A 23,280-nucleotide genomic window follows, 5' to 3' on the forward strand; every position below is an offset into this window, starting at 1 on the left:
CGTGGGCCTTGAACTCGCGCGAACGTGGAGAATGACATGGGACGCTTCGCCGTCATCACGATGACCGACAAGGCCGCCGACCGGGTGCGCGAGATCGTCGCCACGCGCGAGAGCGCGCATGGCATCCGTCTGGGCATCAAGAAGGGCGGCTGCGCCGGCATGGAATACACGGTCGACCTGGTGACGGAACCGAACCCCAAGGACGACCATATCGAGCGCGACGGCGCGCATGTCTATGTCGCGCCGGAAGCCGCGCTCTTCCTGTTCGGCACCGAGATGGATTTCGAGCAGACGAAGCTGCGCACCGGCTTCACCTTCAAGAACCCGAACCAGAGCTCGGCCTGCGGCTGCGGCGAATCGGTCGAGCTGAAGCCGGCCGATCTCAAGGCGCTTGCCGAGGCGCGCACTTCGGCCTGACCCTTTCCTTCGCCCCGTTTACGGGGAGAAGGTGGCCCGAAGGGCCGGATGAGGGGTAAGTGCGAAGTTCTGAGAGGCTGGCGCCGCCCCTCATCTGCCTGCCGGCATCTTCTCCCCGTAGAACGGGGAGAAGACAATCACTCCACCCACATGCCGGTACGCTTGTGCCAGTCGGCGATCGATTCCTCGGGATAGATTTCGAACACCTTGTCTTGTCTGCCGATGACCGGCTCGACCCAGCTCGCCTTGTATTTCAGCATCAGATGGACCCTTTCCGGCGGTTTCGGCAGGTCGCTGTCGATCGCCGAGGCGAAGGGGTGCACGAGATCCGGCCAGGTCGGGTCATAGAGCCAGAGCGCTGAGCCGCATTTCCTGCAGAAATTGCGCTCGCCGGTCGAGACATCGCAATGCGGATGCTCGTCGTCCTCTATCTCGGCGCGGTAGACGCCGAGGCTGCGCTTGCCCCTGACATTCATCGTCTCGTAGTCGGCGCCGAGGTTGATGGCGAAACCGCCGCCGCCCTGCTGCTTGCGGCAGATCGAGCAGTAGCAGAGCATGAACGGCACCGGCGTGTGGCTTTCCACATCGAAGCGGACGGCGCCGCAGCGGCAGGAGCCTTTGAGCAGGACAGGCATGGCGGGAACTCCGTTTCCACGTCTCAACCTGTCAGCATGCTTTTGGTTGCGGCGATGACAAGGCCCATGCCGGATGAGATGATGCGACATGGACAATGCCCGCCTCGAAGAACTGTTCGAAAGCCTGGGGCCGATCAGTATTCGGAAACTGTTCGGCGGCAAGGGCATCTATTGCGACGGCGTCATCGTCGCGGTCGTCGTGCGCGGCGAATTGATGCTGAAGGCGGACGAGGCGAGCGTGCCTGATTTCGAGGCCGCTGGGTGCAGCCAGTGGGCTTATACAGGCTCGCGGCACGGCAAGCTGATCGCGATGCCCTATTGGAGCATTCCCGATGAGGCTTTCGACGATCCCGACGAAATGGCGGTGTGGGCGCGCCGCGCTTATGAAGCAGGAAGGCGGGCGGGGAAGTAGCGCCGAATTGTCGAAATGCTGGCGGGACAGCACCCCCCTCTGTCCTGCCGGACATCTCCCCCGCAAGGGGGGAGATTGGATGTCGCCATCGCTTTCGCCAATCGCCAACGTTGCAGGAAGAGCGCCGTCAGCCGAGCTGCTGATCTCCCCCCTTGCGGGGGAGATGGCCGGCAGGCCAGAGGGGGGTGCGAAGGAACTCGGCGTTCGCTTTTGGCTGTCGCAGCCAGCAGCTGAGTGTTCCGCGCCTACAACGCCTTGGCGATCTCCGCCGCAAGCCGCGCGTTGTTCTCTACCAGCGCGATATTGGTCTTCAAGCTGCGGCCACCGGTCAGCTCCAAAATCTTCGACAGCAGGAAGGGCGTCACCGCCTTGCCGGTGACATTGTGCGCCTCTGCAGCCTTCTGCGCGGCCTGGATGTAGCCATCCATTTCGACAGCCGGGATCTCGTCATTCGCCGGCACCGGATTGGCGATCAGGATGCCGCCACCGAGACCCAGCGCCTGCCGCGTCCGGTAGAAATGCGCGATGTCCTCCGGCGCATTGAGCGTCAGCGGCGCGCGGAAGGGCGATTGCCGCGACCAGAAGGCCGGCATGGTCTCGCAGCCATGGCCGATGACCGGCACGCCGCGCGTCTCCAGCACTTCCAGCGTCTTTTCGATGTCGAGGATCGCCTTGGCGCCGGCCGAGACGACGATGACCGGCGTGCGCGCCAGCTCGTCGAGATCGGCCGAGATGTCGAAGCTCTTCTCGGCGCCCTTGTGGACGCCGCCGATGCCGCCAGTGGCGAAGACCTTGATGCCGGCCATATGCGCGGCGATCATGGTCGCCGCAACAGTGGTGCCGCCGGTGCGCGCCTGCGCTACCGCAAAGCCGATATCGGCGCGCGACAGTTTCATGGCGTCGCCGGTCATGGCCAGCGATTCGCGCTCGCCGTCGGAGAGCCCGATCTTGATGCGGCCGTTGACCACGGCGATCGTCGCCGGAACCGCGCCGCCGTCGACGATGATCTGCTCGACCTTGGCCGCCATCGCGCCATTTTCGGGATAGGGCATGCCGTGGGTGATGATGGTGCTTTCCAGCGCCACCACCGGTCGACCAGCGGCGAGCGCCTCCGCTACAGGCTGGTGGATGTCGACGAAGGGGCGGGCGGTTTGCGGCGTCATGGCTGTCTCCGACAAGGAGGAAGTAGATGGTCGGTGGCCCTATGCCACCTCCCGCGGCTCCGGCACAAGGGCAAGCGCCTGCGTGAAGTTGGCGCCCGTGAAGGACGGCACGGCCTCGGCGCTCTCGATGGCAAGCATCGCCGCGGCAAGGCCCTCACGCAGTGCGGTACGCAGCGGCAGTCCGCGCAGCAAGGCGGCGACCGTTGCGCCGGTCAAGGCATCGCCGGCGCCGGTCACGTCGGCGACCTTGCGCGGCGCGGGCGGGTCGATTTGAAAGGTGCCGGTGTCGTCGAAGCCCAGCACCGGAGCGCTGCCGGCCGTCACGACGCCGGCGTTCAGGCCGGCCTGCCTGAGTTGGCGGACAAGGGTTTCTCCGGAAGGCTCGGCGCCGACCAGCGCGGCAGCTTCGCGGCGGTTCATGAAAAGCAGCGACAGATCGGCGAGCAGCGGCGCCAGGCGAACGACCTTGGCCGGAGAGACGGCAATGGCGAAGACCGGCCTGCCGCCGGCAAGCGCCAGCAGCCGTTCCATCGCCGCCGTCGGCAGGTTGGCGTCGCACAGGACGGCGTCGGCGGCGGCGATCGCCTCGCGCACCTTGGCGCGGCGGATCTGTTTGGTGAAAGCAAGGTCATAGAGCGCCATGTCGGCCAGCCCGACGATCAATTCGCCGTCGGCGTCGATCAGCGCCGTGTAGCTGGGCGTCGTGCGGTCGAGGAACACGACCGAGAGGTCCGTTATTCCTGCGCCGTCGATCGCCGAGGCGACCGTGTCGGCGGCCGCGTCGCCGCCGCGCACCGAAATCAGCGAGGCCGACACGCCGCGCTTCACCACGCTGCGCAACGCATTGAAAACGACGCCGCCGACATCCTCGCGCATGATGCCTGGATTGGAGGCGGCGGGCACATAGGTGCCCGAGACCTGGCCGCGCCGGTCGATATGCGCGCCGCCCAGCGCCAGGATTGTTGGGGATGTCGGCATGTGGATGTGGTGACCTTGGTTGATCGTGCGGCTGCGCACACTAGGTTTCCTCTGGTCGCCTCGCAATCGGGTCGCGATTCGGACGGTCGGACGGCGAAGTCTCTTTTGAACCAGTGCTTCTGGTGGATACTAGTCCTGGTGAGACAAAAATAGAACAGACCGAGATATTGATTGTTTTTCAGGCATTTATTGCCCCTTGCCAAATGAGAACAAAAAAGGTACAAAACAGGCAGGGATCACGGATTGTCCGGCCTTCATTGACGACCAAGGGGTGATGTATCATGGCTCAGAATTCTTTGCGGCTTGTAGAGGATAAGGCAGTGGACAAATCAAAGGCTCTGGATGCGGCGCTGTCGCAGATCGAGCGCGCTTTCGGCAAGGGCTCGATTATGCGGCTCGGCGCCAATGAGCAGGTGGTCGAGATCGAAACCGTGCCGACAGGCTCGCTCGGCCTCGACATCGCGCTCGGCGTCGGCGGCCTGCCGCGCGGCCGCATCATCGAAATCTACGGGCCGGAAAGCTCGGGCAAGACGACGCTGGCGCTGCACACGGTTGCGGAAGCGCAGAAAAAGGGCGGCATCTGCGCCTTCGTCGATGCCGAGCACGCGCTCGATCCGGTCTATGCCCGCAAGCTTGGCGTCGATCTCGAGAACCTGTTGATCTCGCAGCCCGACACCGGCGAGCAGGCACTGGAGATCTGCGACACGCTGGTGCGCTCCGGTGCCATAGACGTGCTGGTGGTCGATTCGGTGGCAGCACTTACGCCGCGCGCCGAAATCGAAGGCGAGATGGGCGATTCGCTGCCTGGCCTGCAGGCTCGCCTGATGAGCCAGGCGCTGCGCAAGCTGACCGCCTCGATCTCACGCTCCAACACCATGGTCATCTTCATCAACCAGATCCGCATGAAGATCGGCGTCATGTTCGGTTCGCCCGAAACCACCACTGGCGGCAATGCGCTGAAATTCTATGCCTCGGTGCGCCTTGACATCCGCCGCATCGGCTCGGTCAAGGACCGCGACGAGGTCGTCGGTAACCAGACCCGCGTCAAGGTGGTGAAGAACAAGCTCGCCCCGCCCTTCAAGGTGGTTGAATTCGACATCATGTATGGCGAGGGCGTGTCGAAGACCGGCGAGCTGATCGATCTCGGCGTCAAGGCCGGTGTCATCGAGAAGTCGGGCGCCTGGTTCTCCTATAACTCGCAGCGCCTCGGCCAGGGCCGCGAGAACGCCAAGCTGTTCCTGCGCGACAATCCCGACATGGCGCGCGAAGTCGAGTTGGCGCTGCGTCAGAATGCCGGGCTGATCGCCGAGAAATTCCTCGAGAACGGCGGCTCCGAGGGTGGCGATGAGGGTTTTGAGGACGAAGCCGGCGCTGTGTAGGGCTGGTTGGTTCCAAGAGGGTTGCGCCATGGTTCCTGTCCGGAATCGAGCCAAAGCAATTAGTCGGCTTAGCCGGAGTTCGGCCACAATCCTGGTTTATCGGTATATGCTTATGTAATCGAGTTCTTGAGTACTGCGTACCCGAACCGCCGGCCTTCGTGCCGGCGGTTTTGCGTTTCGGGGTAGCGTCGAGCGGCCGGCGGATCGTTTAATTGGCCCAACTCCGTGTTTCTGGACAGGCTCAAGAGCTATCGCTAAAAGGCCAATCTATCTTCTGAAACACCAAAGCCCATTTGCCGCCGGCCGGGCCGGCGGTTCTTGCGAAAAAGGCAGTATGCAATGAGTGGCGTGAACGACATCCGGTCGACATTCCTCGACTACTTCCGCAAGGAGGGCCACGAGATCGTCGGCTCCAGCCCGCTGGTGCCGCGCAACGATCCGACGCTGATGTTCACCAACGCCGGCATGGTGCAGTTCAAGAACGTCTTCACCGGTTTGGAGAAGCGTCCCTATTCGCGGGCCTCGACCGCGCAGAAAAGCGTGCGCGCCGGCGGCAAGCACAACGACCTCGACAATGTCGGCTACACCGCGCGCCATCTGACCTTCTTCGAGATGCTCGGCAATTTCTCGTTCGGCGACTATTTCAAGGAGCGCGCGATCGAGCTTGCATGGAACCTGATCACCAAGGGTTTTGGCCTCAAGAAGGACAAGCTGCTCGTCACCGTCTATCACACCGACGACGAGGCGGCGGGTTACTGGAAGAAGATCGCCGGTTTCTCCGACGATCGCATCATCCGCATCCCGACCTCGGACAATTTCTGGGCGATGGGCGATACCGGCCCGTGCGGCCCGTGCTCGGAAATCTTCATCGACCGCGGCGAGCATATCTGGGGCGGCCCGCCCGGCAGCCCGGAGGAAGACGGCGACCGGTTCCTGGAATTCTGGAACCTTGTGTTCATGCAGTATGAGCAGGTGACGAAAGAGGAGCGCATCGACCTGCCGCGCCCCTCGATCGACACCGGCCTGGGCCTGGAGCGCATGGCCTCCATCCTGCAAGGCGTCGAAAGCGTCTTCGAGACCGACCTGTTCAGGCATCTGATCGATGCGGCGTCCTCGGCACTCGGGCAGGGGCCGAGCCAGGAGAACGTTGCTTCATACCGGGTCATCGCGGATCACCTGCGCTCGACCTCCTTCCTGGTGGCCGACGGCGTGCTGCCCTCCAACGAGGGCCGCGGCTATGTGCTGCGCCGCATCATGCGCCGTGCCATGCGCCACGCGCAGCTGCTTGGCGCCAAGGAGCCGCTGATGTGGCAGCTGGTGCCGGCGCTGGTGCGCGAGATGGGCCAGGCCTATCCCGAGCTCGTGCGGGGCGAGGCGCTGATCACCGAAACGCTGAAGCTCGAGGAGACACGCTTCCGCAAGACGCTGGTGCGCGGCCTTGGCCTGCTTTCGGACGCCACGGAGACGCTGCATGCCGGCGACATGCTGGATGGCGAGACGGCGTTCAAGCTCTACGACACCTATGGCTTCCCGCTCGATCTGACGCAGGATGCGCTGCGCCAGCGCAGCATCTCGGTCGATATCGCCGGCTTCACCGACGCGATGGAACGGCAGAAGGCCGAGGCGCGGGCGCATTGGGCGGGCTCTGGCGACGCCGCGACCGAGACGGTGTGGTTCTCGGTGCGCGAAAAGACCGGCGCGACCGAGTTCCTCGGCTACGAGACCGAGCAGGCGGAAGGCATCGTCCAGGCACTGGTCAAGGACGGCAAGACCATCGACAGCGCCGGCCAGGGCGACGCGGTCGCCGTGGTTGTCAACCAGACGCCGTTCTATGGCGAATCCGGCGGCCAGATGGGTGATACAGGGGTCATCTCCGGCGACGGGTTCTCGATCGAGGTTTCCGACACGCAGAAGAAGGCCGACGGATTGTTCGTGCATCTCGGCAAGGTGGCGAGCGGCACGGTCAAGACCGGCGCAGCCGTCGAGCTCAAGGTCGATCATGCCCGCCGCTCCAGGCTGCGCGCCAACCATTCCGCGACGCATCTCATCCACGAGGCGCTGCGCGAGGTGCTGGGCACCCATGTCGCGCAGAAGGGCTCGCTGGTCGCGCCCGAACGCTTGCGCTTCGACATCTCGCACAACAAGCCGATCTCGTCGGAGGACCTTGAAGAGGTCGAGCGCATGGCGAACGAGATCGTCGTGCAGAATAGCCCGGTGACGACGCGCCTGATGTCGGTCGACGATGCGATCGCCGAGGGTGCGATGGCGCTGTTCGGCGAAAAATATGGCGACGAGGTGCGCGTCGTGTCGATGGGCACCGGCCTGCACGGTGCCAAGGCCAACCGGCCCTATTCGGTAGAGCTGTGCGGCGGCACGCATGTGAGGTCGACCGGCGACATCGGCCTGGTGCGCATCCTCTCGGACAGCGCGGTGGCGGCCGGTGTGCGCCGCATCGAGGCGCTGACGGGCGAGGCGGCGCGCAAGCATCTCGACGAGCAGGACAGGCGGCTGAAGGCCGCGGCGGCGACCCTGAAAATTGCGCCGGCCGATGTGCCGGCTCGTGTCGAAACACTGCTCGAGGAGCGCAAGAAGCTCGAAAAGGAACTTACGGAAGCGCGCAAGAAACTGGCGCTGGGTGGCGGCTCGGCCGTTGCCGATGCCCCGGCCGCCAACGAGACCGTTGCAGGCGTCGGTTTCCTCGGCAAAGCGGTCACCGGCGTGGCGCCGAAGGACCTGAAGCCGCTGGCGGATGCCGGCAAGAAGACGCTCGGCTCCGGCGTGGTCATCTTTGTCGGCGCTGGCGAGGACAACAAGGCAAGCGTGGTTGTCGGCGTCACCGACGATCTGACCGGCCGCTTCAGCGCCGTCGATCTGGTGCGCGTCGCGTCCGCCGCGCTTGGCGGGCAGGGCGGCGGCGGTCGGCCCGACATGGCGCAGGCTGGCGGCCCGGATGCCTCCAAGGCCAACGACGCAATCGCGGCGGTGAAGGCAGCGCTGGAAGCGGCGTAAGCCGTGGCCGTCGGCTTAGTTCGAGTCGGCTCCAAGTTTCCCAAAGGCGGCGCTGCCCCTCATCTGCCTGCCGGCATCTTCTCCCCGTTGAACGGGGAGAAGGGCACTCTCATCGCGGCTTTCGCCAATCGCCGGCGTTGCGACCGCTTCTTTCTCCCCGTTTACGGGGAGAAATGCCCGGCAGGGCAATGAGGGGCAGCGCCAGCGTCGAGGAAGTTCACTCGAATCAGGCGGCCTTCTCGGTCCGCGCAAAGCTCGAGCGATCGGAAATGCGCGCATACCATTCCTGGATTTCCGCAAACCCCGCCAGCAGATCGCGCCCTTCGGCGACCTTGAGAAAATAAGCAATGATCGGCGCCGCGTGCAGGTCGGCCAGCGTCAGCCGGTCGCCAAGCAGCCAGGGTCCTTTTGCCTTCAGCGAACTCAGAACCGACAGCACCGTTTCCGCCTGGCTGAGCCCGCTAGCGATCAGCAGCTCATCCGGTTGCGCCTTCTCAAGCCGCTCGACGGCAACGTCCCAGACCATGGCGCGATAGGCATAGGCGTCGAGCATGCCGATGATTTGGCCCATCCTGGCGCGTCCGCGCGGGTCGGCCGGCTGCAGAGCCGGACCGGCGAAAGCCTCGTCGACGTAGCGTGTGATGGCGCCGGTCTCGAACAGACGAAACCCGTCATGCTCGAAGGCCGGGATGCGACCGAACGGGTGAAGCTCCAAATACCAGCCCGGAATGCCCTCGGCGGCAAAGACGTCCAGCGGGACGAGCTCGTAGTCGGTGCCCTTTTCTTCCAGCGCCATCCGCGCGATGCGCACATAGACGCTGTAGTCGGCGCCGTAGAGGATAGGCTTGGTCATCGATCACCTTTTCGCTCTCATTGCTCGCGCCCAAAAAAGAAGGCTCCTTTCGGAGCCTTCGACATTACCGGGATTTTGGCTTCACCCCATCGCCTTCTGCAAATTCTCGTCGATCTTGTCGAGGAAGCCGGTGGTCGAGAGCCAGGGCTGGTCGGGGCCGATCAGCAGCGACAGGTCCTTGGTCATGAAGCCAGACTCGACGGTCTGGATGCAGACCTTTTCCAGCGTCTCGGCGAAGCGCTTCAGCTCGGCATTGTCGTCGAGCTTGGCACGGTGGGCGAGGCCGCGCGTCCAGGCGAAGATCGAGGCGATCGAATTGGTCGAGGTTTCCTCGCCCTTCTGGTGCTGGCGATAGTGGCGGGTCACGGTTCCGTGCGCGGCTTCGGCTTCCACCGTCTTGCCGTCCGGCGTCATCAGCACCGAGGTCATCAGGCCGAGCGAGCCAAAACCTTGCGCCACCGTGTCGGACTGCACGTCGCCGTCATAATTCTTGCAGGCCCAGACATAGCCGCCCGACCATTTCAGGCTGGAAGCGACCATGTCGTCGATCAGGCGGTGCTCGTACCAGAGTTTCCTCGCCTTGAACTCGGCCTCGAATTCAGCCTCGTAGACCTCCTGGAAAATATCCTTGAAGCGGCCGTCATAGGCCTTGAGGATGGTGTTCTTGGTCGACAGGTAGACCGGGTAGTTGCGCAGCAGGCCGTAATTCAGCGAGGCGCGGGCGAACTCGCGGATCGACTCGTCGAGATTGTACATGGCCATGGCGACACCGGCGCCGGGCGCGTCATAGACGTCGTGCTCGATCATCTGGCCGTCCTCGCCGACGAACTTGATCGTCAGCTTGCCCTTGCCGGGGAAGCGGAAGTCGGTGGCGCGGTACTGGTCGCCAAAGGCATGACGGCCGACGATGATCGGCTTGGTCCAGCCCGGCACCAGGCGCGGCACGTTCTTCATGATGATCGGCTCGCGGAAGATGGTGCCGCCGAGGATGTTGCGGATGGTGCCGTTCGGCGACTTCCACATCTTCTTCAGCTTGAATTCCTCGACGCGCGCCTCGTCGGGGGTGATCGTCGCGCATTTCACGCCGACGCCCCACTTCTTGATGGCGTTGGCCGAGTCGATGGTCACCTGGTCGTTGGTGGCGTCGCGGTGCTCGATGCCGAGGTCGTAATATTCAAGCTTCAGGTCGAGATAGGGGTGGATCAGCTTGTCCTTGATGAACTGCCAGATGATGCGGGTCATCTCGTCGCCGTCGAGCTCGACGACCGGGTTCGCCACCTTGATCTTCGCCATGGAAAGAATGCCTCGTTGCTTGGGGATCTGAACGGCCTTGCCCGCATGGTTTCGGCCGGGGATGCGGAGCGTATATCAAAGGCCTTTTCAGCGCGCAAACCGCGATCCGCGCCTTGGCGGACGAGGTGCCGCTGTCGTGAATGCTTCATTTTCCGGGCCGGATGTGGCAGGGGACGCCGAAACGCCGCAAACCCCGGTTACCCACAGCCATGCCAGCCACCGAAAATACAACCAAAACCGTCTCCGCCGGACCGGCGATCATCCTGGTCGAGCCGCAGCTCGGCGAGAACATCGGCATGGTCGCGCGGGCGATGGCGAATTTCGGTCTATCCGAACTCAGGCTCGTGAACCCGCGCGACGGCTGGCCGAGCGAGAAGGCGCGGGCGGCAGCCAGCCGCGCCGACCATGTCATCGACGCCACCACGGTCTTCGACGATCTGGCCTCGGCCGTCGCCGACCTCAACTTCGTCTTTGCAACAACCGCGCGCGAGCGCGACGGCTTCAAGCCGGTGCGCGGGCCGGTCGAAGCGGGCAGGGCGCTCAGGGCGCGCACTGAGACCGGGCTACGCACCGGTATCCTGTTCGGCCGCGAACGCTTCGGCCTCTACAATGACGAGGTCGGGCTCGCCGACGAGATCGTCACCTTTCCGGTCGATCCCGGCTTTTCCTCGCTCAACATCGCCCAGGCGGTGCTGCTCATGTCCTATGAATGGATGAAGTCCGGCCTCGCCGACGAGACCCGGACCAACTTCTCCGGGCCGGAGCTGGCGCCGGCGACCAAGGAGCAACTGCACAGCCTGTTCGCCTATCTGGAAAACGCGCTGGAAATGCGCGGCTACTTCCGCCCGGAAGAAAAGAAACCGAAGATGGTCGACAATCTGCGCGCCGTGCTGACGCGCGCGGGCTTCGCCGAGCCGGAGCTCAAGGTGCTGCGCGGCATCATCTCGTCGCTCGACAGGTTTTCGCCGGCCATGCCGCGCGGCGATGGCTCGCCTGGGGACGATCCGAGACGGTTGCCGGCCGCCGCGCGCAGTCGCGCCAAAGATGACGAAAGTTAAAATCGGTAAGCTGTGAACATTTGAAGTAACCGAATTTTATTCGGTTGTGTGTCATCCTTGCTGCAATAGTGGGGGTGGCACATGTTTACGTCCAATATTGGTCGACTGCGTTTTTTCCTTTACTCTGTCGGCCTCACCCTGGCCGAAACCGTGGTGATCGTTATCTGCATTGTCAGCACGATCGGCTTCGAGGGACTGATCAATTCGGGGCCTGGTCCGTCGCGTCAGGGCATGGCTGGCGCGGTCCTCATCGCTTCCCTCATCTTTGTCGCGCTTCGCTGCAACATTGCCTCGCGCCGCACCCGCGACGCCAATGGGCGCCGCTGGATCCTTTGGGCCTACATCGCCCTTTCCGCCGTCTACGCCCTTCTGCAGGCGGGCGTGCTGCTGGTCGTCAAATTCGGCGATCCCGAGAGCATTCCCGGTGGGCTGAACCTGCTCGGACTTTCGATATTCGGCCTCTGGTGCACGATCCTGTGGGCAAAACCTGTCGCGGGCAGCAACATCGATGAATTGACGGATGTTTTCGAGTTCGACGGTCCGCTGCCGGCATCGACGCGTACCGGACGCACTGCAGCGCCGGCTGCGGCGCGCGCCGCCGCTCCTGCCGCTTCAGCGGCTCGCGTTCCGCCCACGCCGCAGCCCTTCGGCAGGCCGCGCCCGGCCGGCTTCGGCAAGCGCGGCATATGAGTGCCCCTTAGGCCGGATGATTTCAGGTCTGTTCGACCTGAAATCTGAATCCGACTCCAAATCCAGGAGATGGAGCATGATGTCGTCCGAAAACCGCTTCCCACTTTTCGGCATCATGCTCTAGCGGCTGCGCAAAAGCTGCTCGCATTCGCCTCTTCAAGACCACGATCATTCGCGATAGAAGCGCCCTCGGTCCAATCACGGACCCTGCCGCCTTTGATGACCGGATGAAAATGAGCGATCGATCAAGCCAACGCCCGATCCTGATGTTCGATTCCGGCGTCGGCGGGCTGACCGTGCTGCGCGAAGCGCGCGTGCTGATGCCCGATCGCCGCTTCGTCTATGTCGCCGACGACGCGGCATTTCCTTACGGCGCATGGGAAGAACCGGCGCTCAAGGAACACATTCTTGCGCTGTTCGCCAAATTGCTCGACCGGCTGCAGCCGGCGATTTCGGTCATCGCCTGCAACACTGCGTCGACCCTGGTGATCGATGCGCTGCGTGACAAATTTCCCGGCCATCCCTTTGTCGGCACCGTGCCGGCGATCAAGCCGGCCGCCGAGCGCACGCGATCCGGCCTCGTCTCCGTGCTGGCGACGCCGGGCACCGTGAAGCGCCAGTACACGCGCGACCTGATCAGCAAATGGGCGCAGAAATGCCATGTGCGCCTGGTCGGCAGCGACCGGCTGGCGGGGCTCGCCGAGATATACATGCGCCAGGGTTTCGTCGACGAGGAAGCGGTGCGCGCCGAAATCGCCCCCTGCTTCCTCGAGCGCGACGGCAATCGCACCGACATCGTCGTGCTTGCCTGCACGCATTATCCGTTTCTCGCCAACCGCATGCGCAAGACCGCGCCATGGCCGGTCGACTGGATCGATCCGGCCGAAGCGATCGCGCGGCGCGCCATGTCGCTGCTCGAACCTGTCGGAGAGACATCGGGCGAAAGCGAGCCCGATCTTGCCGTCTTCACCTCGGGCAAGGTGGATTTCGCCACGCGGCGGCTGATCCAGGGTTTTGGACTGGCTGCGCGCTAGACGGCGGGTTCGAAGACGATGCTGCGTTGATCAGGATCTGCCGAGACCAGCCTTAGGCTCAGGCCGTCGCCCTGCCTGAGCCCGGAGGCCTTTAGGGTGGCGACCACAGGCATGTCGGCAAGCTGCACACGCACTCCATGATCGACGAAATCGGTGACGACGGCTTTGAACGTCTCACCCTCGTGTCCCTTCAGCATGACCGCCTCGGCGAGGTCGATGGCCGCGTGGTTGATCTGCGAAGCGCGGGCATCCGCGCGTCCCATCACCTTCGGCAACCTGGCGAACGCGTCGTTGACGGCCTGTGGCACGGGCTGGCCGTTGGCAATTGCCAGCGTGCAGCGCACGACGTAACGGTCGGCGAGCCGCCTGAGCGGCGCGGTTGCGTGGGCATAGGTGGCGGCCATCGCTTCATGCCAGGGAACTACGCCTTCCACATAGGGTTGGTAGGACGCGCCGTTGCCTGCGCGACGGATTTCCAGCATCAATGCGGCCTGTTTGGGATCGGCCGGATCGAGCGTGCGCTGATAGTCGCGCAAGCCGGTGGAGGCCGGCCAGGACAGGCCGAGCGCCTGTGCAGCGTTGCGCAGTGTTTGCACCTTGGAAGCGTCCGGCCCGGACATAACCCGGAACAGCCCGGTCTTGTGCGCCAGCATGGCGTCGGCAATCGCCATGTTGGCCGCCAGCGAAAGCGCTGCATTGTCCTGCTCGGATTGCAGCAGCGGCCTGAACGAAAGCCGGAATGAGCCGTCGGCGATCCGTTCCACCTCCTGCTCGGGCGGGTCGACGCGCGAAGCGCCACGACGATCTTCGTTTGCCGCTATGCGCTGCGCCAACTCGGTGAAGCCGGTGGGAACATCCGAGGTCTGCACGCTGTCATAGGCGAGCTTCGCACGGCTTTGGATGATCGCCCGTTCCGCGCCATCCAGCTTTACGGCGCCGTCCTCGGCGACCCGAACCGTGAAGATGACCGCGGGTCTCGGTCCATCGGGCAAGAGGCTCGCCGCAGCCTCGGCAAGCACCGGCGGATAGAGCCCGGCCTTGCCGTCCGGCAGGTAAAGCGTTTCACCCCGGTTCCAGGCTTCGAGATCGACCGCGTCGCCGTCCTCGACGAACCAGGCCACGTCGGCAATGGCATAATGCAAGAGAAGATCGCCGCCGCTCGCCTCGATCGAGAATGCCTGGTCAAGATCGGTCGAGCTCGCAGGATCGAGCGTGACGAAGGGTATCGCCGTGCGATCGGCGTGCTGGCCAGGCACACGTCTGGCCGCCGCCTCCGCGGCCGCCAGTATGTCCGCCGGAAATCCATCCGGCACGTGGAATTCGGTGCGGATTTTCGCGAGGCCGGTGGAGAGTGCTTGTGAGGGATCGGTCAGCGATTTCATGCAGCCGTCCTACACTGGCCTCCCGGACACGGGAAGGCCGCCAACGAAAATCGCCAATGCCGCAAGCTCCGAGGGACAGAGCCGCTCACGCTGGAACTGCCGCTGAAGCGCGGCGTTTCTCCTGACAGCAAAGGAGAAACCACCATGCCCGCCACATCGCAAGCCCAGCAAAAAGCCGCCGGCGCGGCACTTTCCGCTAAACGCGGCGAGACCAAGAAGAGCAAACTCAAAGGCGCTTCGCGCGAAATGTATGACTCGATGAGCGAAAAGCAGCTCGAGGAATTTGCCGAGACCAAGCGCAAGGATCTGCCCGGCAAGAAGTCATAGATCGCAAGATCGAACGAAAAAAGGCCCGCGGTTGGCCGCGGGCTTTATCTCGATTGGCTCGAGCGGCCAGTTGTCAGCGCCACCAGCAGTGCCGTGTCTTGTAGCGCACGACGTGACGGTAGCCATGCCGCCATACGACCCTTTTCGTCACCACGACGCGGCACACCTGCTTGTGCCCGTGCCAATGCCTGGCCATTGCGGGCTCCGGCGTCATGACCGCCATGGATCCCGCCAACACGGCGGCTCCCGTCAAGGTAAGGAAGAACTTCTTCATGGGAATTCGGACTCCTCTGCTCCAGTCCCTTGATCAAGTATCAGGCGGGCTTGCGGCCAAGGTGGCCGCATCCGCCCTGATGCCGCCGGCGTACAACTTTCCGCCACATCCAGCACCGCATGCAACGCAGGAATGGTATAGGGTTGCCCTTGGCGCCGCCAGCCACAAGCTTGACAGCGGTTAAATCTGTGTTTAACAGGCCCACCAACACCGGGTGGCGACGCCCGGTGGTTTCTTTTGACGTGTCCCGTGGGTTTTCCGTCGCTTTGCGTGGAAAGCCCTGTCAGGTCTCGAAAACGGAGGCCAGAGGAGGGCGCGTTTCCTTCGCCCGGAGCCATGGGGTTTCGGGTATGTTGTTTTGAAAGGGAATGCGATGAGCAAGCGCGAATCCGCGAAATATAAGATCGACCGCCGTCTCGGCGAAAACATCTGGGGCCGCCCGAAGTCCCCGGTCAACAAGCGTGAATACGGCCCCGGCCAGCACGGCCAGCGCCGCAAGGGCAAGCTTTCCGACTTCGGCCTGCAGCTGCGCGCCAAGCAGAAGCTGAAGGGTCACTATGGCGACGTTTCGGAAAAGCAGTTCCGCAAGGTCTATGAGGAGGCCGACCGCCGCAAGGGCGACACCTCCGAGAACCTGATCGGCCTGCTCGAGTCGCGTCTCGACGCGGTCGTCTATCGCGCCAAGTTCGTGCCGACCATTTTCGCCGCCCGCCAGTTCGTCAACCACGGCCATGTCAACGTCAACGGCAAGCGCGTCAACATCGGCTCGTATCGCTGCAAGCCGGGCGACGTGATCGAGGTGCGCGAGAAGTCGAAGCAGCTCGTTATCGTGCTGGAATCGGTCGGTCTCGCCGAGCGCGACGTGCCGGACTACATCGAAGCCGACCACAACAAGATGACCGCGACTTTCGCTCGCGTTCCCGGCCTATCGGACGTTCCGTTCGCCGTGCAGATGGAACCGAACCTGGTCGTCGAATTCTACTCGCGCTGATCGATATCAATCAGCTGCAACATCCAGGGCCGCCTCTCGAGGCGGCCTTTTCTTTGTTGGCCAGGTCCGTTAAGCCGAGCGCTGACAATGTGGAGCCGGCGCCATGAATATGCTGCCAGACCTCAAAACCCTCGAGCCGATCGACGATGATGCCGAAGGCGGCTTCCATCCGCTGTTCCGCCACGTGCCGTCCTCGGTCGAATTCAACAAGCTGCGCAAGCGGCTGCTCAGATTGACGCGCCAGGCGATCGAGGATTTCGCCATGGTGAAGCCCGGCGAGCGCTGGCTGGTGGCGCTTTCCGGCGGCAAGGATTCCTACGGCCTGCTCGCGCTGCTGCTCGATCTCAAATGGCGCGGCCTGCTGCCGGTCGAGCTGCTTGCCTGCAACCTCGACCAGGGCCAGCCGAATTTCCCGAAACACATCCTGCCCGACTATCTCAACGCCAACGGCATCGCGCACCGCATCGAATATCAGGACACCTATTCGGTGGTGACCGACAAATTACCCCAGGGCAGCACCTATTGCTCGCTGTGCTCGCGGCTGCGGCGCGGCCATCTTTACCGCATCGCGCGAGAGGAGGGGTGTTCCGCGCTGGTGCTTGGCCACCACCGCGAGGATATCCTCGAGACCTTCTTCATGAACCTGTTCCACGGCGGTCGTCTCGCCGCCATGCCGCCCAAGCTTCTCAACGACGAGGGCGACGTCATGGTGTTGCGGCCGCTCGCCTATAACGCCGAGACGGATCTGGAAAAATTCGCCAACGCGATGAAATTCCCGATCATCCCGTGCGATCTCTGCGGCAGCCAGGAAGGGCTGCAGCGCAACGCCATGAAGGCGATGCTCGACGACATCGAGAAGCGCATGCCGGGCCGCAAGGACACGATGATCCGCGCCATGACCAATGTCCGGCCATCGCATCTGTTGGACAGGAAGCTGTTCGACTTCGCCGGGCTCGACGCAAACCCAGGACAAGACATTTCCGATGAGATTTGACGATCAGGCGATCGACTGGCTGGCCGAGCTTCTCGCCGAAGCGGCCAGGGCCGAAATCATGCCGCGCTTCCGCCGGCTGGGCGAGGGCGACGTCCGCCAGAAGACGTCCGCCGCAGACCTCGTGACCGAGGCGGATGTGAATGCCGAGAAGCTGATCACCGCCCGGCTGCGCGAGCGCTATCCCGATGCCATGGTTGTCGGAGAGGAGGCCTGCTCCGACAATCCGGCGCTGCTTGCAGGCCTGGGCGATGCCGCGCTTGCCTTCGTCATCGATCCGGTCGACGGCACCTTCAACTTCGCCTCCGGCGTGCCGCTGTTCGGCGTCATGGCTGCCGTCGTCGTCAACGGCGAGACCGTCGCCGGGATCATCCACGATCCGGTCGGCAAGGACTGGCTGATTGGCGCCAAAGGCGCCGGCAGCCATATCCGCCATGCGCATGGCGCGCTGGAGAAGGTTGGGGTTGCCGCACCGGTGCCTATGTCGCAGATGACCGGCTCCGTTTCCTGGCAGTTTCTCAATGAGCCTGAGCGCTCGCGGCTTGCCCGCAACCAGACCAAAACGCTGTCGCAATTTGCCTATCGCTGCGCGGCGCATGAATACCGGCTGCTGGCCAGCGGCCACGCGCATTTCGTCCTCTACAACAAGCTGATGCCCTGGGATCATCTGGCCGGCGCGCTGATCCATCACGAAGCAGGCGGGCATGCGGCGCGCGTCGACGGCAGCGCCTATCTGCCGTCGCATCTCGATGGCGGGCTGCTTGTCGCGCCGGACAAGCAAAGCTGGAACGAGTTGCGTCGTGAGCTCTGGGCCGACTAGGATCGGTCCTGCCAGCCGCGCTCCCAACCCATCGGCTGGGCCGACATGATATCGCTTCAAGCAATCCGGAGATGGCCATGAGCTTCCGGTCCGCCATGGCCGCTCTTGCATGCGCCGTCTTGGTGAACGCGGGTTGCGGGCAAGCCCGGGCGCAGGAACGCGCCTGCGGCAGTCGCGATCCCGTCAACAGCATAGCGGAGATATCGGCCGCTATTTACGCTTGCTGGCAGCCGCCACCCGGGACCGGCGGCCTGTCGCTGACGTTGCGGTTCTCGCTTCGCCGGGACGGGACGCTTATCGGCAAGCCACGCGCCACTTTCTCAAAACTCGGGCCGGACGACAGTTTGAACAGAGCTTTCGTCGCTTCCGTCCTTGAGGCGCTTGAAAAGGCCCTGCCGGTGCCTTTCACCGACAGCATGGGTGGCGCGATCGCGGGCCGCATGCTTTCCCCGCTCTTTGCGGCAGCAGAGGAAGGCAAGTCCTAACTGGACAGTGCTGCTTGGGTCTTACACCGGCGGGTTGTGTGGCTGGAACAACCGTCCGCCCTCGGCGACCAGGATCATCAGCAAAGCAGCGACCGAGACGCTGCAGAAGCCGGCGGCAAGCGGCGTCACCGTGCCGTTGTAGGCCTGGCCGATCAGCGTGCCGAGGATGCCGCCGAGAAAGGTCTGCATGAAGCCGAGGATTGACGACGCGGTGCCCGCAAGCGACCCCAGCGGTTCCATGGCAAGGGCATTGAAATTCGCGCCGAGGCAGCCGAATGGCACCATCGCGCCGGCAAAGAAGGCGATGAACAGCCAGAGCGGCATCTGCATCTTCAGCGAGACGACGAGCCATATCAGGCTGATGGCGAGGAACAGCAGCAGCGCGCTTTGCGACAGGCGGCGCATGCCGACCCGCCCGACAAGCCTAGCGTTGAGGAAGTTCGAAAAGGCGAGCACGCCGGCGACGCCGGCGAAGATCAGCGGGAACAGTTCGCCGACATGGAAGACGTCCAGATAGATCTGCTGGGCCGAATTGATGAAGCCGAACATGGCGCCGAAGATGAAGGTGCTGGCGAACGCATAGCAGACCGCGACGCGGTTGGTGAGAACGATGCGGAAGCCGCCGACGATCGCGTTGGCGGTCAATGGCCGGCGGTATTCCGGATGCAGCGTTTCCGGCAGGCGCAGCAGCGACCATGCCGAGACGATCAGCGCCCCGATGGCCATGGTGACGAAGATCCAGTGCCAGGTGGCGAACAGCATGATGAACTGGCCGATGCCGGGCGCGACGACCGGGATCGCCATGAACACCATGAAGATCAGCGACATCACCTCGGCCATGCGGCGACCTTCGAACGTGTCGCGCACGATCGAGACGGCGATGACGCGCGTGGCGGCGGCGCCGATGCCTTGCACGACACGGCAGGCGAGCAGGATGGCAAAGGTGGGTGCGACAGCGGCGGCGGCAACCGCCGCGACATAGATGATCAGACCGGCGACCAGCGGCGCGCGGCGGCCGAAACGATCCGAGATCGGCCCGAAGAAAAGCTGCCCGGTGCCGAAGCCGAGAATATAGGCGGTGATGACGTATTGGCGGTGGTTTTCGCTTTCGACGCCGAGCGAGGCGCCGATCTGCTGCAGCGCCGGCAGCATGATATCGATGGCTAAAGAATTGAGTGCCATGAGCGCTGCGCAAAGCGCGATGAATTCCCAGCGCGGAATAGGCAAGCTGCTTGCCCGTTGCGACGCTTCTACCTGCTTGTCCACGGCAAAGTCCGATCTTTCAAACGAACAAGCGCCGGCTGGCCGGCGCGCTGGTTCGTCTCATCCCCGAGATGCGGGTCTATAAATTGCCGAGGTGGGGGCAGCCCCGGGCTATGCTTGCCGGCCGGAGGGTTGGCCTCCGCGCCGGCGAGCAAAAATTGAATCAGGCGGCGCCTTTGACGCTGACGCCCTTTTCGACCAGGAAGTCCTGCAACTCGCCGGCCTGGAACATTTCGCGCACGATGTCGCAACCGCCGACGAATTCGCCCTTCACATAGAGCTGCGGGATGGTCGGCCAGTTGGAATAGTCCTTGATGCCCTGGCGCAGTTCGGCCGAGTCGAGCACGTTCACGCCTTTGTAGTCGGCCCCGATGTAATCGAGGATCTGCACCACCTGGCCGGAGAACCCGCATTGCGGGAAGCCGGGCGTGCCCTTCATGAAGAGCACGACGTCGTTGCCCTTCACTTCATTGTCGATGTAGTCGTTGATGCCGGTCATGGACGATCCTTTCACGCCTGTGGGAGTCAGGCTCGAAGCATGTCCTTCAAATAAACCCATAGATTGGCTGAAACAAGACGTTAGCCGCGCCGGCTTTGGAATGGCGCAAGCAATGGGCCGAGTTGGGCCAAGCCCGGGGCGGCAGGCCTCAGTCCGGGACGCTGGTCTGAAGCGCCAGTGCATGCAGCAAGCCGCCCATATTGCCCTTCAGCGCGTCATAGACCATCTGGTGCTGCTGCACGCGGCTCTTGCCCCGAAAGCTTTCCGCCACCACTTCGGCGGCATAATGGTCGCCGTCGCCGGCCAGATCGCGGATCGTCACCCTGGCGTCCGGAATGCCTTCCTTGATCAGTTTTTCGATGTCGTGGGCATCCATTGCCATGGCAAAATCCTGTTTCAAGCGGGCATGTATGGTGTGACTCGGATGAGCCTAAAGCCTTTCCAGCCCGGATTGAAGCCTAAGGGTTATCCTGCTCGGAATGAACCACGCCGTCTTCGGTGATGTCATCGCGCGTTGAATAGGCGCGGCCGAGGCTGAAGACCAGCACGTAGAGCGGGATGTTGATCAACAGGCCGACGATAGGAAGGTAGCTCGTCATCTGCCATGCGGTTGAGAAGAAGGCCCGGCCGTAGCCGTCGCAGTTCAAGGACGAGCCATATTCCCAAACCGCCCCTATCACCGCGGCGACTGCGAAGAGCTTGATGCAAGTCGCGATGTGCGTTGCTCGTGCGGGATCCGGAGAAAGCCTGTTCCACAGCACCAGGCAGACGACTGGAACCGCGTAAATCAGGTTCTGCACGATGAGCATCGGCAGCGTGCCGTTGGCCGCGGCAAGGAATTCCGCGCGGGTTTCCAGCCGTGGACAGACCTCGCTCGAGGTCGTCGACAGCAGGAACAAGACGAACGGTCCGAGAAACCAGAAGAAGAACAGCGACGGCCAGAAGACGACTGCAACCAGCGCCTTGGCGGTTAAAGCATGTCGCATAAAAAAGGATTTATGCGACATGCTTTAGGTCTTTTGTTTTAAGCATGTCTTTTTCCCGAAACCGCTGCACACTTTCGGGAGACATGCTTCTGGCCTCGTCAACTGGCCTGATCCATGAAGCGCGGGAACCAGCCTTCATGGGCGGCGGTCAACTCGCTGACCGGGATTGGCCGCGCCTCGCCGAGCTTCAATTCACGCCCGCCGGTGGTGCCGATCCAGGGCGCGAAGATGCCGAGCATGCCCTGCTCTTCGCGGATCCTGTCCCATTCGCCGCTTTGCGGGTCGATCGACAGCGTCAGCAGATAACGGCCCTGATCCTCGCCGAACCAGACCGGGACCGGGTCGGTGCCGGTGAGGCCGGGAATGGTGGCGCCGATGCCTGACGCCATCGCCATTTCGGCGAGCGCCACCGCGAGGCCGCCGTCGGAGACGTCGTGGGCTGATGTCACGATGCCGGAAGCGATCAGCGAGCGCACATGGTCGCCGACCCGCTTCTCATGTTCGAGGTCGACCGGCGGCGGCGGACCGTCGGCACGGCCATGGATGTCGCGCATATAGACGGACTGGCCGAGATGGCTGCCCCAGCTCGCCGGCGCGCCGACCAGCACGATCATCTGGCCCTCGGCGGCAAAGCCGATGCGCGCCATTTTCGACCAGTCGGCGATGAGGCCGACGCCGCCGATGGTCGGCGTGGGCAGGATGCCGCGGCCATTGGTTTCGTTGTAGAGCGAGACATTGCCGGAGACGATCGGGAAGCCGAGCGCGCGGCAGGCATCGCCGATGCCCTTAATGGCGCCGACGAACTGGCCCATGATCTCGGGCCGTTCCGGATTGCCGAAATTGAGGTTGTCGGTGGCGGCGAGCGGCAAGGCGCCGGTGGCGGTCAGGTTGCGCCAGCATTCGGCCACCGCCTGCTTGCCGCCTTCGTAAGGATCGGCCTCGCAGTAGCGCGGCGTGACGTCGGAGGAGAAGGCCAGCGCCTTGGTCGGGTGACCCTCGACGCGCACCACGCCGGCGTCGCCGCCGGGAAGCTGCAGCGAATTGCCCTGGATCAGCGTGTCATACTGCTCCCACACCCAGCGGCGCGAGGAGAGGTCCGGTCCGCCGAGCAGTTTGAGCAGCGCGTCGGCGACATCGGCCTTTGGCGCATCGTTTGCGGCAAGCGGCGCGGGTTTCTTCGCCTCGACCCAGGGGCGGTCGTATTCCGGCGCCTGGTCGCCCAGTTCCTTGATCGGCAGATTGGCGACCTCGTCGCCCTGATGGATAATGCGGAAGCGCAGGTCGTCGGTGGTCTTGCCGACAATGGCGAAGTCGAGCCCCCATTTGCGGAAGATCGCCTCGGCTTCCTGCTCCTTCTCGGGGCGCAGCACCATCAGCATGCGCTCCTGGCTTTCCGACAGCATCATCTCATAGGCGCTCATGCGCTCCTCGCGCACCGGCACCTTGTCGAGATCGAGCTCGATGCCGAGATCGCCCTTGGCGCCCATCTCGACCGCCGAGCAGGTGAGGCCGGCGGCACCCATGTCCTGGATGGCGATGACGGCGCCCGACGCCATCAGTTCGAGGCAGGCTTCCAGCAGGCATTTTTCGGTGAAGGGGTCGCCCACCTGCACGGTCGGCCGCTTTTCCTCGATCTTGTCGTCGAATTCGGCCGAGGCCATGGTGGCGCCGCCGACGCCGTCGCGTCCGGTCTTGGCGCCGAGATAGACGACCGGCAGGCCGACGCCCTTGGCCTGCGACAGGAAGATGGCATTGGTCTTGGCGAGGCCCGCCGCAAAGGCGTTGACCAGGATGTTGCCGTTGTAGCGCGCGTCGAAATTGACCTCGCCGCCGACGGTCGGGACGCCGAAGGAATTGCCGTAGCCGCCGACGCCGGAAACCACGCCGGCAACCAGGTGGCGGGTCTTGGGATGGTCCGGCGCACCGAAGCGCAGCGCGTTCATCGCCGCAACCGGCCGTGCGCCCATGGTGAAGACGTCGCGCAGGATGCCGCCGACGCCGGTGGCCGCGCCCTGATAGGGCTCGATATAGGAAGGGTGGTTGTGGCTCTCCATCTTGAAGACCACGCAGTCGCCATCGCCGATGTCGACCACGCCGGCATTCTCGCCCGGACCCTGGATCACTTGCGGACCGCTCGTCGGCAGCGTGCGCAGCCATTTCTTGGAAGATTTGTAGGAGCAGTGCTCGTTCCACATCGCCGAGAAGATGCCGAGCTCGGTGAAGCTTGGCTCGCGGCCGACCAGATCGAGGATGCGCTGGTATTCGTCGGGCTTCAGCCCATGCGCGGCGACGAGCTCAGGGGTGATCGGCACGGAATTGGAAATGGTCATGAGCGGCGATT

General features: G+C 63.7%; 24 protein-coding genes. 12 read left to right on the forward strand and 12 right to left on the reverse strand.

The features are described from left to right. Positions 1-36: 36 nt before the first annotated feature. The gene (gene sufA, locus ACWGS9_RS02435; RefSeq protein ID WP_454503723.1) at positions 37-417 is read left to right on the forward strand and encodes a Fe-S cluster assembly scaffold SufA; all 381 of its coding nucleotides are present in this window, start codon (positions 37-39) and stop codon (positions 415-417) included. Positions 418-554: 137 nt separating this feature from the next. On the opposite strand, the gene ACWGS9_RS02440 is transcribed toward sufA, so the two are convergent. Further along, entirely contained in the window at positions 555-1,052 is a 498-nt protein-coding gene (locus ACWGS9_RS02440; RefSeq protein ID WP_454503724.1) for a GFA family protein, read from the reverse strand. An 88-nt stretch (positions 1,053-1,140) separates the two neighbouring features. On the opposite strand from ACWGS9_RS02440, the gene ACWGS9_RS02445 reads away from it, so the two are divergent. After that, complete coding sequence (locus ACWGS9_RS02445; protein ID WP_454503725.1) at positions 1,141-1,464, forward strand: TfoX/Sxy family protein; 324 nt, start codon at positions 1,141-1,143, stop codon at positions 1,462-1,464. A gap of 245 nt (positions 1,465-1,709) precedes the next feature. Here the strand turns inward: ACWGS9_RS02445 and ACWGS9_RS02450 are convergent, their stop codons facing one another. Both ACWGS9_RS02450 and ACWGS9_RS02455 read right to left on the reverse strand, forming a co-directional pair. Further along, positions 1,710-2,627 (reverse strand): pseudouridine-5'-phosphate glycosidase, encoded by a 918-nt coding sequence (locus tag ACWGS9_RS02450; RefSeq protein ID WP_454503726.1) that lies wholly within the window; start codon positions 2,625-2,627, stop codon positions 1,710-1,712. Positions 2,628-2,666: 39 nt separating this feature from the next. Further along, on the reverse strand, positions 2,667-3,605 hold the full coding sequence (locus tag ACWGS9_RS02455) for a carbohydrate kinase family protein (protein WP_454503965.1): 939 nt from the start codon (positions 3,603-3,605) through the stop codon (positions 2,667-2,669). A gap of 281 nt (positions 3,606-3,886) precedes the next feature. Here ACWGS9_RS02455 and recA point away from each other — a divergent pair, with 281 nt between their 5' ends. Together recA and alaS are read left to right on the forward strand one after the other, a co-directional pair. Beyond that, complete coding sequence (recA, locus tag ACWGS9_RS02460; protein ID WP_454503727.1) at positions 3,887-4,984, forward strand: recombinase RecA; 1,098 nt, start codon at positions 3,887-3,889, stop codon at positions 4,982-4,984. Positions 4,985-5,323: 339 nt separating this feature from the next. Then, complete coding sequence (alaS, locus tag ACWGS9_RS02465) at positions 5,324-7,993, forward strand: alanine--tRNA ligase (RefSeq protein WP_454503728.1); 2,670 nt, start codon at positions 5,324-5,326, stop codon at positions 7,991-7,993. Between the two features lie 226 nt (positions 7,994-8,219). Here the strand turns inward: alaS and ACWGS9_RS02470 are convergent, their stop codons facing one another. Together ACWGS9_RS02470 and ACWGS9_RS02475 are read right to left on the reverse strand one after the other, a co-directional pair. Further along, positions 8,220-8,846: a glutathione S-transferase family protein gene (locus tag ACWGS9_RS02470; protein WP_454503729.1), complete on the reverse strand. Its 627-nt coding sequence runs from the start codon at positions 8,844-8,846 to the stop codon at positions 8,220-8,222. An 81-nt stretch (positions 8,847-8,927) separates the two neighbouring features. Further along, positions 8,928-10,139, reverse strand: coding sequence for an NADP-dependent isocitrate dehydrogenase (locus ACWGS9_RS02475; RefSeq protein WP_454503730.1), 1,212 nt, complete (start codon positions 10,137-10,139; stop codon positions 8,928-8,930). Between the two features lie 209 nt (positions 10,140-10,348). Between ACWGS9_RS02475 and ACWGS9_RS02480 the strand changes: the two genes are divergently transcribed. From ACWGS9_RS02480 to murI, 3 genes are all read left to right on the forward strand, one after another. Beyond that, the gene (locus ACWGS9_RS02480; RefSeq protein ID WP_454503731.1) at positions 10,349-11,197 is read left to right on the forward strand and encodes an RNA methyltransferase; all 849 of its coding nucleotides are present in this window, start codon (positions 10,349-10,351) and stop codon (positions 11,195-11,197) included. Between the two features lie 81 nt (positions 11,198-11,278). Then, a complete protein-coding gene (locus tag ACWGS9_RS02485; RefSeq protein WP_454503732.1) occupies positions 11,279-11,887 on the forward strand; it encodes a hypothetical protein in 609 nt (202 codons plus the stop codon). Positions 11,888-12,120: 233 nt separating this feature from the next. After that, complete coding sequence (murI, locus tag ACWGS9_RS02490; RefSeq protein WP_454503733.1) at positions 12,121-12,921, forward strand: glutamate racemase; 801 nt, start codon at positions 12,121-12,123, stop codon at positions 12,919-12,921. Here the strand turns inward: murI and ACWGS9_RS02495 are convergent. Beyond that, positions 12,918-14,303: an RNB domain-containing ribonuclease gene (locus ACWGS9_RS02495; RefSeq protein WP_454503734.1), complete on the reverse strand. Its 1,386-nt coding sequence runs from the start codon at positions 14,301-14,303 to the stop codon at positions 12,918-12,920. The two genes, murI and ACWGS9_RS02495, sit on opposite strands and share 4 nt — an antisense overlap. 144 nt (positions 14,304-14,447) lie before the next feature. On the opposite strand from ACWGS9_RS02495, the gene ACWGS9_RS02500 reads away from it, so the two are divergent. Further along, positions 14,448-14,630 carry a DUF3008 family protein gene (locus ACWGS9_RS02500; RefSeq protein ID WP_454503735.1) on the forward strand — a complete coding sequence of 61 codons (183 nt, stop codon included), beginning with the start codon at positions 14,448-14,450 and terminating at the stop codon, positions 14,628-14,630. 73 nt (positions 14,631-14,703) lie between these two features. Here the strand turns inward: ACWGS9_RS02500 and ACWGS9_RS02505 are convergent, their stop codons facing one another. Next, positions 14,704-14,904, reverse strand: a complete 201-nt coding sequence (locus ACWGS9_RS02505) for a hypothetical protein (protein ID WP_454503736.1) — start codon at positions 14,902-14,904, stop codon at positions 14,704-14,706. Between the two features lie 373 nt (positions 14,905-15,277). Here ACWGS9_RS02505 and rpsD point away from each other — a divergent pair, with 373 nt between their 5' ends. The 4 genes from rpsD (at position 15,278) to ACWGS9_RS02525 (ending at position 18,191) form a co-directional block, all read left to right on the forward strand. Next, the gene (gene rpsD, locus ACWGS9_RS02510) at positions 15,278-15,895 is read left to right on the forward strand and encodes a 30S ribosomal protein S4 (RefSeq protein WP_320213576.1); all 618 of its coding nucleotides are present in this window, start codon (positions 15,278-15,280) and stop codon (positions 15,893-15,895) included. Positions 15,896-15,998: 103 nt separating this feature from the next. Further along, entirely contained in the window at positions 15,999-16,889 is an 891-nt protein-coding gene (gene ttcA / locus ACWGS9_RS02515) for a tRNA 2-thiocytidine(32) synthetase TtcA (RefSeq protein ID WP_454503737.1), read from the forward strand. Next, positions 16,879-17,706, forward strand: coding sequence for an inositol monophosphatase family protein (locus ACWGS9_RS02520; RefSeq protein ID WP_454503738.1), 828 nt, complete (start codon positions 16,879-16,881; stop codon positions 17,704-17,706). The genes ttcA and ACWGS9_RS02520 overlap by 11 nt, the downstream gene beginning before the upstream one ends. 77 nt (positions 17,707-17,783) lie before the next feature. After that, positions 17,784-18,191 (forward strand): hypothetical protein, encoded by a 408-nt coding sequence (locus ACWGS9_RS02525; protein ID WP_454503739.1) that lies wholly within the window; start codon positions 17,784-17,786, stop codon positions 18,189-18,191. 21 nt (positions 18,192-18,212) lie between these two features. On the opposite strand, the gene ACWGS9_RS02530 is transcribed toward ACWGS9_RS02525, so the two are convergent. From ACWGS9_RS02530 to purL, 5 genes are all read right to left on the reverse strand, one after another. Then, the gene (locus ACWGS9_RS02530; RefSeq protein ID WP_454503966.1) at positions 18,213-19,373 is read right to left on the reverse strand and encodes a multidrug effflux MFS transporter; all 1,161 of its coding nucleotides are present in this window, start codon (positions 19,371-19,373) and stop codon (positions 18,213-18,215) included. A gap of 244 nt (positions 19,374-19,617) precedes the next feature. After that, complete coding sequence (grxD, locus tag ACWGS9_RS02535) at positions 19,618-19,953, reverse strand: Grx4 family monothiol glutaredoxin (protein WP_454503740.1); 336 nt, start codon at positions 19,951-19,953, stop codon at positions 19,618-19,620. 148 nt (positions 19,954-20,101) lie between these two features. Further along, the gene (locus tag ACWGS9_RS02540; protein WP_454503741.1) at positions 20,102-20,335 is read right to left on the reverse strand and encodes a BolA/IbaG family iron-sulfur metabolism protein; all 234 of its coding nucleotides are present in this window, start codon (positions 20,333-20,335) and stop codon (positions 20,102-20,104) included. Between the two features lie 76 nt (positions 20,336-20,411). Next, positions 20,412-20,939: a hypothetical protein gene (locus ACWGS9_RS02545; RefSeq protein WP_454503742.1), complete on the reverse strand. Its 528-nt coding sequence runs from the start codon at positions 20,937-20,939 to the stop codon at positions 20,412-20,414. 98 nt (positions 20,940-21,037) lie between these two features. After that, on the reverse strand, positions 21,038-23,269 hold the full coding sequence (gene purL, locus ACWGS9_RS02550) for a phosphoribosylformylglycinamidine synthase subunit PurL (RefSeq protein ID WP_454503743.1): 2,232 nt from the start codon (positions 23,267-23,269) through the stop codon (positions 21,038-21,040). Positions 23,270-23,280 lie beyond the last annotated feature (11 nt).

It is taken from the genome of Mesorhizobium sp. Arg314, from assembly GCF_053714275.1.

What these genes read in the sequence shown, in the direction of transcription:
- sufA (WP_454503723.1), top strand. Translation starts at nt 37, where the DNA reads ATGGGACGCTTCGCCGTCATCACGATGACCGACAAGGCCGCCGACCGG.
- ACWGS9_RS02440 (WP_454503724.1), bottom strand. Translation starts at nt 1,052, where the DNA reads ATGCCTGTCCTGCTCAAAGGCTCCTGCCGCTGCGGCGCCGTCCGCTTC.
- ACWGS9_RS02445 (WP_454503725.1), top strand. Translation starts at nt 1,141, where the DNA reads ATGGACAATGCCCGCCTCGAAGAACTGTTCGAAAGCCTGGGGCCGATC.
- ACWGS9_RS02450 (WP_454503726.1), bottom strand. Translation starts at nt 2,627, where the DNA reads ATGACGCCGCAAACCGCCCGCCCCTTCGTCGACATCCACCAGCCTGTA.
- ACWGS9_RS02455 (WP_454503965.1), bottom strand. Translation starts at nt 3,605, where the DNA reads ATGCCGACATCCCCAACAATCCTGGCGCTGGGCGGCGCGCATATCGAC.
- recA (WP_454503727.1), top strand. Translation starts at nt 3,887, where the DNA reads ATGGCTCAGAATTCTTTGCGGCTTGTAGAGGATAAGGCAGTGGACAAA.
- alaS (WP_454503728.1), top strand. Translation starts at nt 5,324, where the DNA reads ATGAGTGGCGTGAACGACATCCGGTCGACATTCCTCGACTACTTCCGC.
- ACWGS9_RS02470 (WP_454503729.1), bottom strand. Translation starts at nt 8,846, where the DNA reads ATGACCAAGCCTATCCTCTACGGCGCCGACTACAGCGTCTATGTGCGC.
- ACWGS9_RS02475 (WP_454503730.1), bottom strand. Translation starts at nt 10,139, where the DNA reads ATGGCGAAGATCAAGGTGGCGAACCCGGTCGTCGAGCTCGACGGCGAC.
- ACWGS9_RS02480 (WP_454503731.1), top strand. Translation starts at nt 10,349, where the DNA reads ATGCCAGCCACCGAAAATACAACCAAAACCGTCTCCGCCGGACCGGCG.
- ACWGS9_RS02485 (WP_454503732.1), top strand. Translation starts at nt 11,279, where the DNA reads ATGTTTACGTCCAATATTGGTCGACTGCGTTTTTTCCTTTACTCTGTC.
- murI (WP_454503733.1), top strand. Translation starts at nt 12,121, where the DNA reads ATGAGCGATCGATCAAGCCAACGCCCGATCCTGATGTTCGATTCCGGC.
- ACWGS9_RS02495 (WP_454503734.1), bottom strand. Translation starts at nt 14,303, where the DNA reads ATGAAATCGCTGACCGATCCCTCACAAGCACTCTCCACCGGCCTCGCG.
- ACWGS9_RS02500 (WP_454503735.1), top strand. Translation starts at nt 14,448, where the DNA reads ATGCCCGCCACATCGCAAGCCCAGCAAAAAGCCGCCGGCGCGGCACTT.
- ACWGS9_RS02505 (WP_454503736.1), bottom strand. Translation starts at nt 14,904, where the DNA reads ATGAAGAAGTTCTTCCTTACCTTGACGGGAGCCGCCGTGTTGGCGGGA.
- rpsD (WP_320213576.1), top strand. Translation starts at nt 15,278, where the DNA reads ATGAGCAAGCGCGAATCCGCGAAATATAAGATCGACCGCCGTCTCGGC.
- ttcA (WP_454503737.1), top strand. Translation starts at nt 15,999, where the DNA reads ATGAATATGCTGCCAGACCTCAAAACCCTCGAGCCGATCGACGATGAT.
- ACWGS9_RS02520 (WP_454503738.1), top strand. Translation starts at nt 16,879, where the DNA reads ATGAGATTTGACGATCAGGCGATCGACTGGCTGGCCGAGCTTCTCGCC.
- ACWGS9_RS02525 (WP_454503739.1), top strand. Translation starts at nt 17,784, where the DNA reads ATGAGCTTCCGGTCCGCCATGGCCGCTCTTGCATGCGCCGTCTTGGTG.
- ACWGS9_RS02530 (WP_454503966.1), bottom strand. Translation starts at nt 19,373, where the DNA reads ATGGCACTCAATTCTTTAGCCATCGATATCATGCTGCCGGCGCTGCAG.
- grxD (WP_454503740.1), bottom strand. Translation starts at nt 19,953, where the DNA reads ATGACCGGCATCAACGACTACATCGACAATGAAGTGAAGGGCAACGAC.
- ACWGS9_RS02540 (WP_454503741.1), bottom strand. Translation starts at nt 20,335, where the DNA reads ATGGCAATGGATGCCCACGACATCGAAAAACTGATCAAGGAAGGCATT.
- ACWGS9_RS02545 (WP_454503742.1), bottom strand. Translation starts at nt 20,939, where the DNA reads ATGCGACATGCTTTAACCGCCAAGGCGCTGGTTGCAGTCGTCTTCTGG.
- purL (WP_454503743.1), bottom strand. Translation starts at nt 23,269, where the DNA reads ATGACCATTTCCAATTCCGTGCCGATCACCCCTGAGCTCGTCGCCGCG.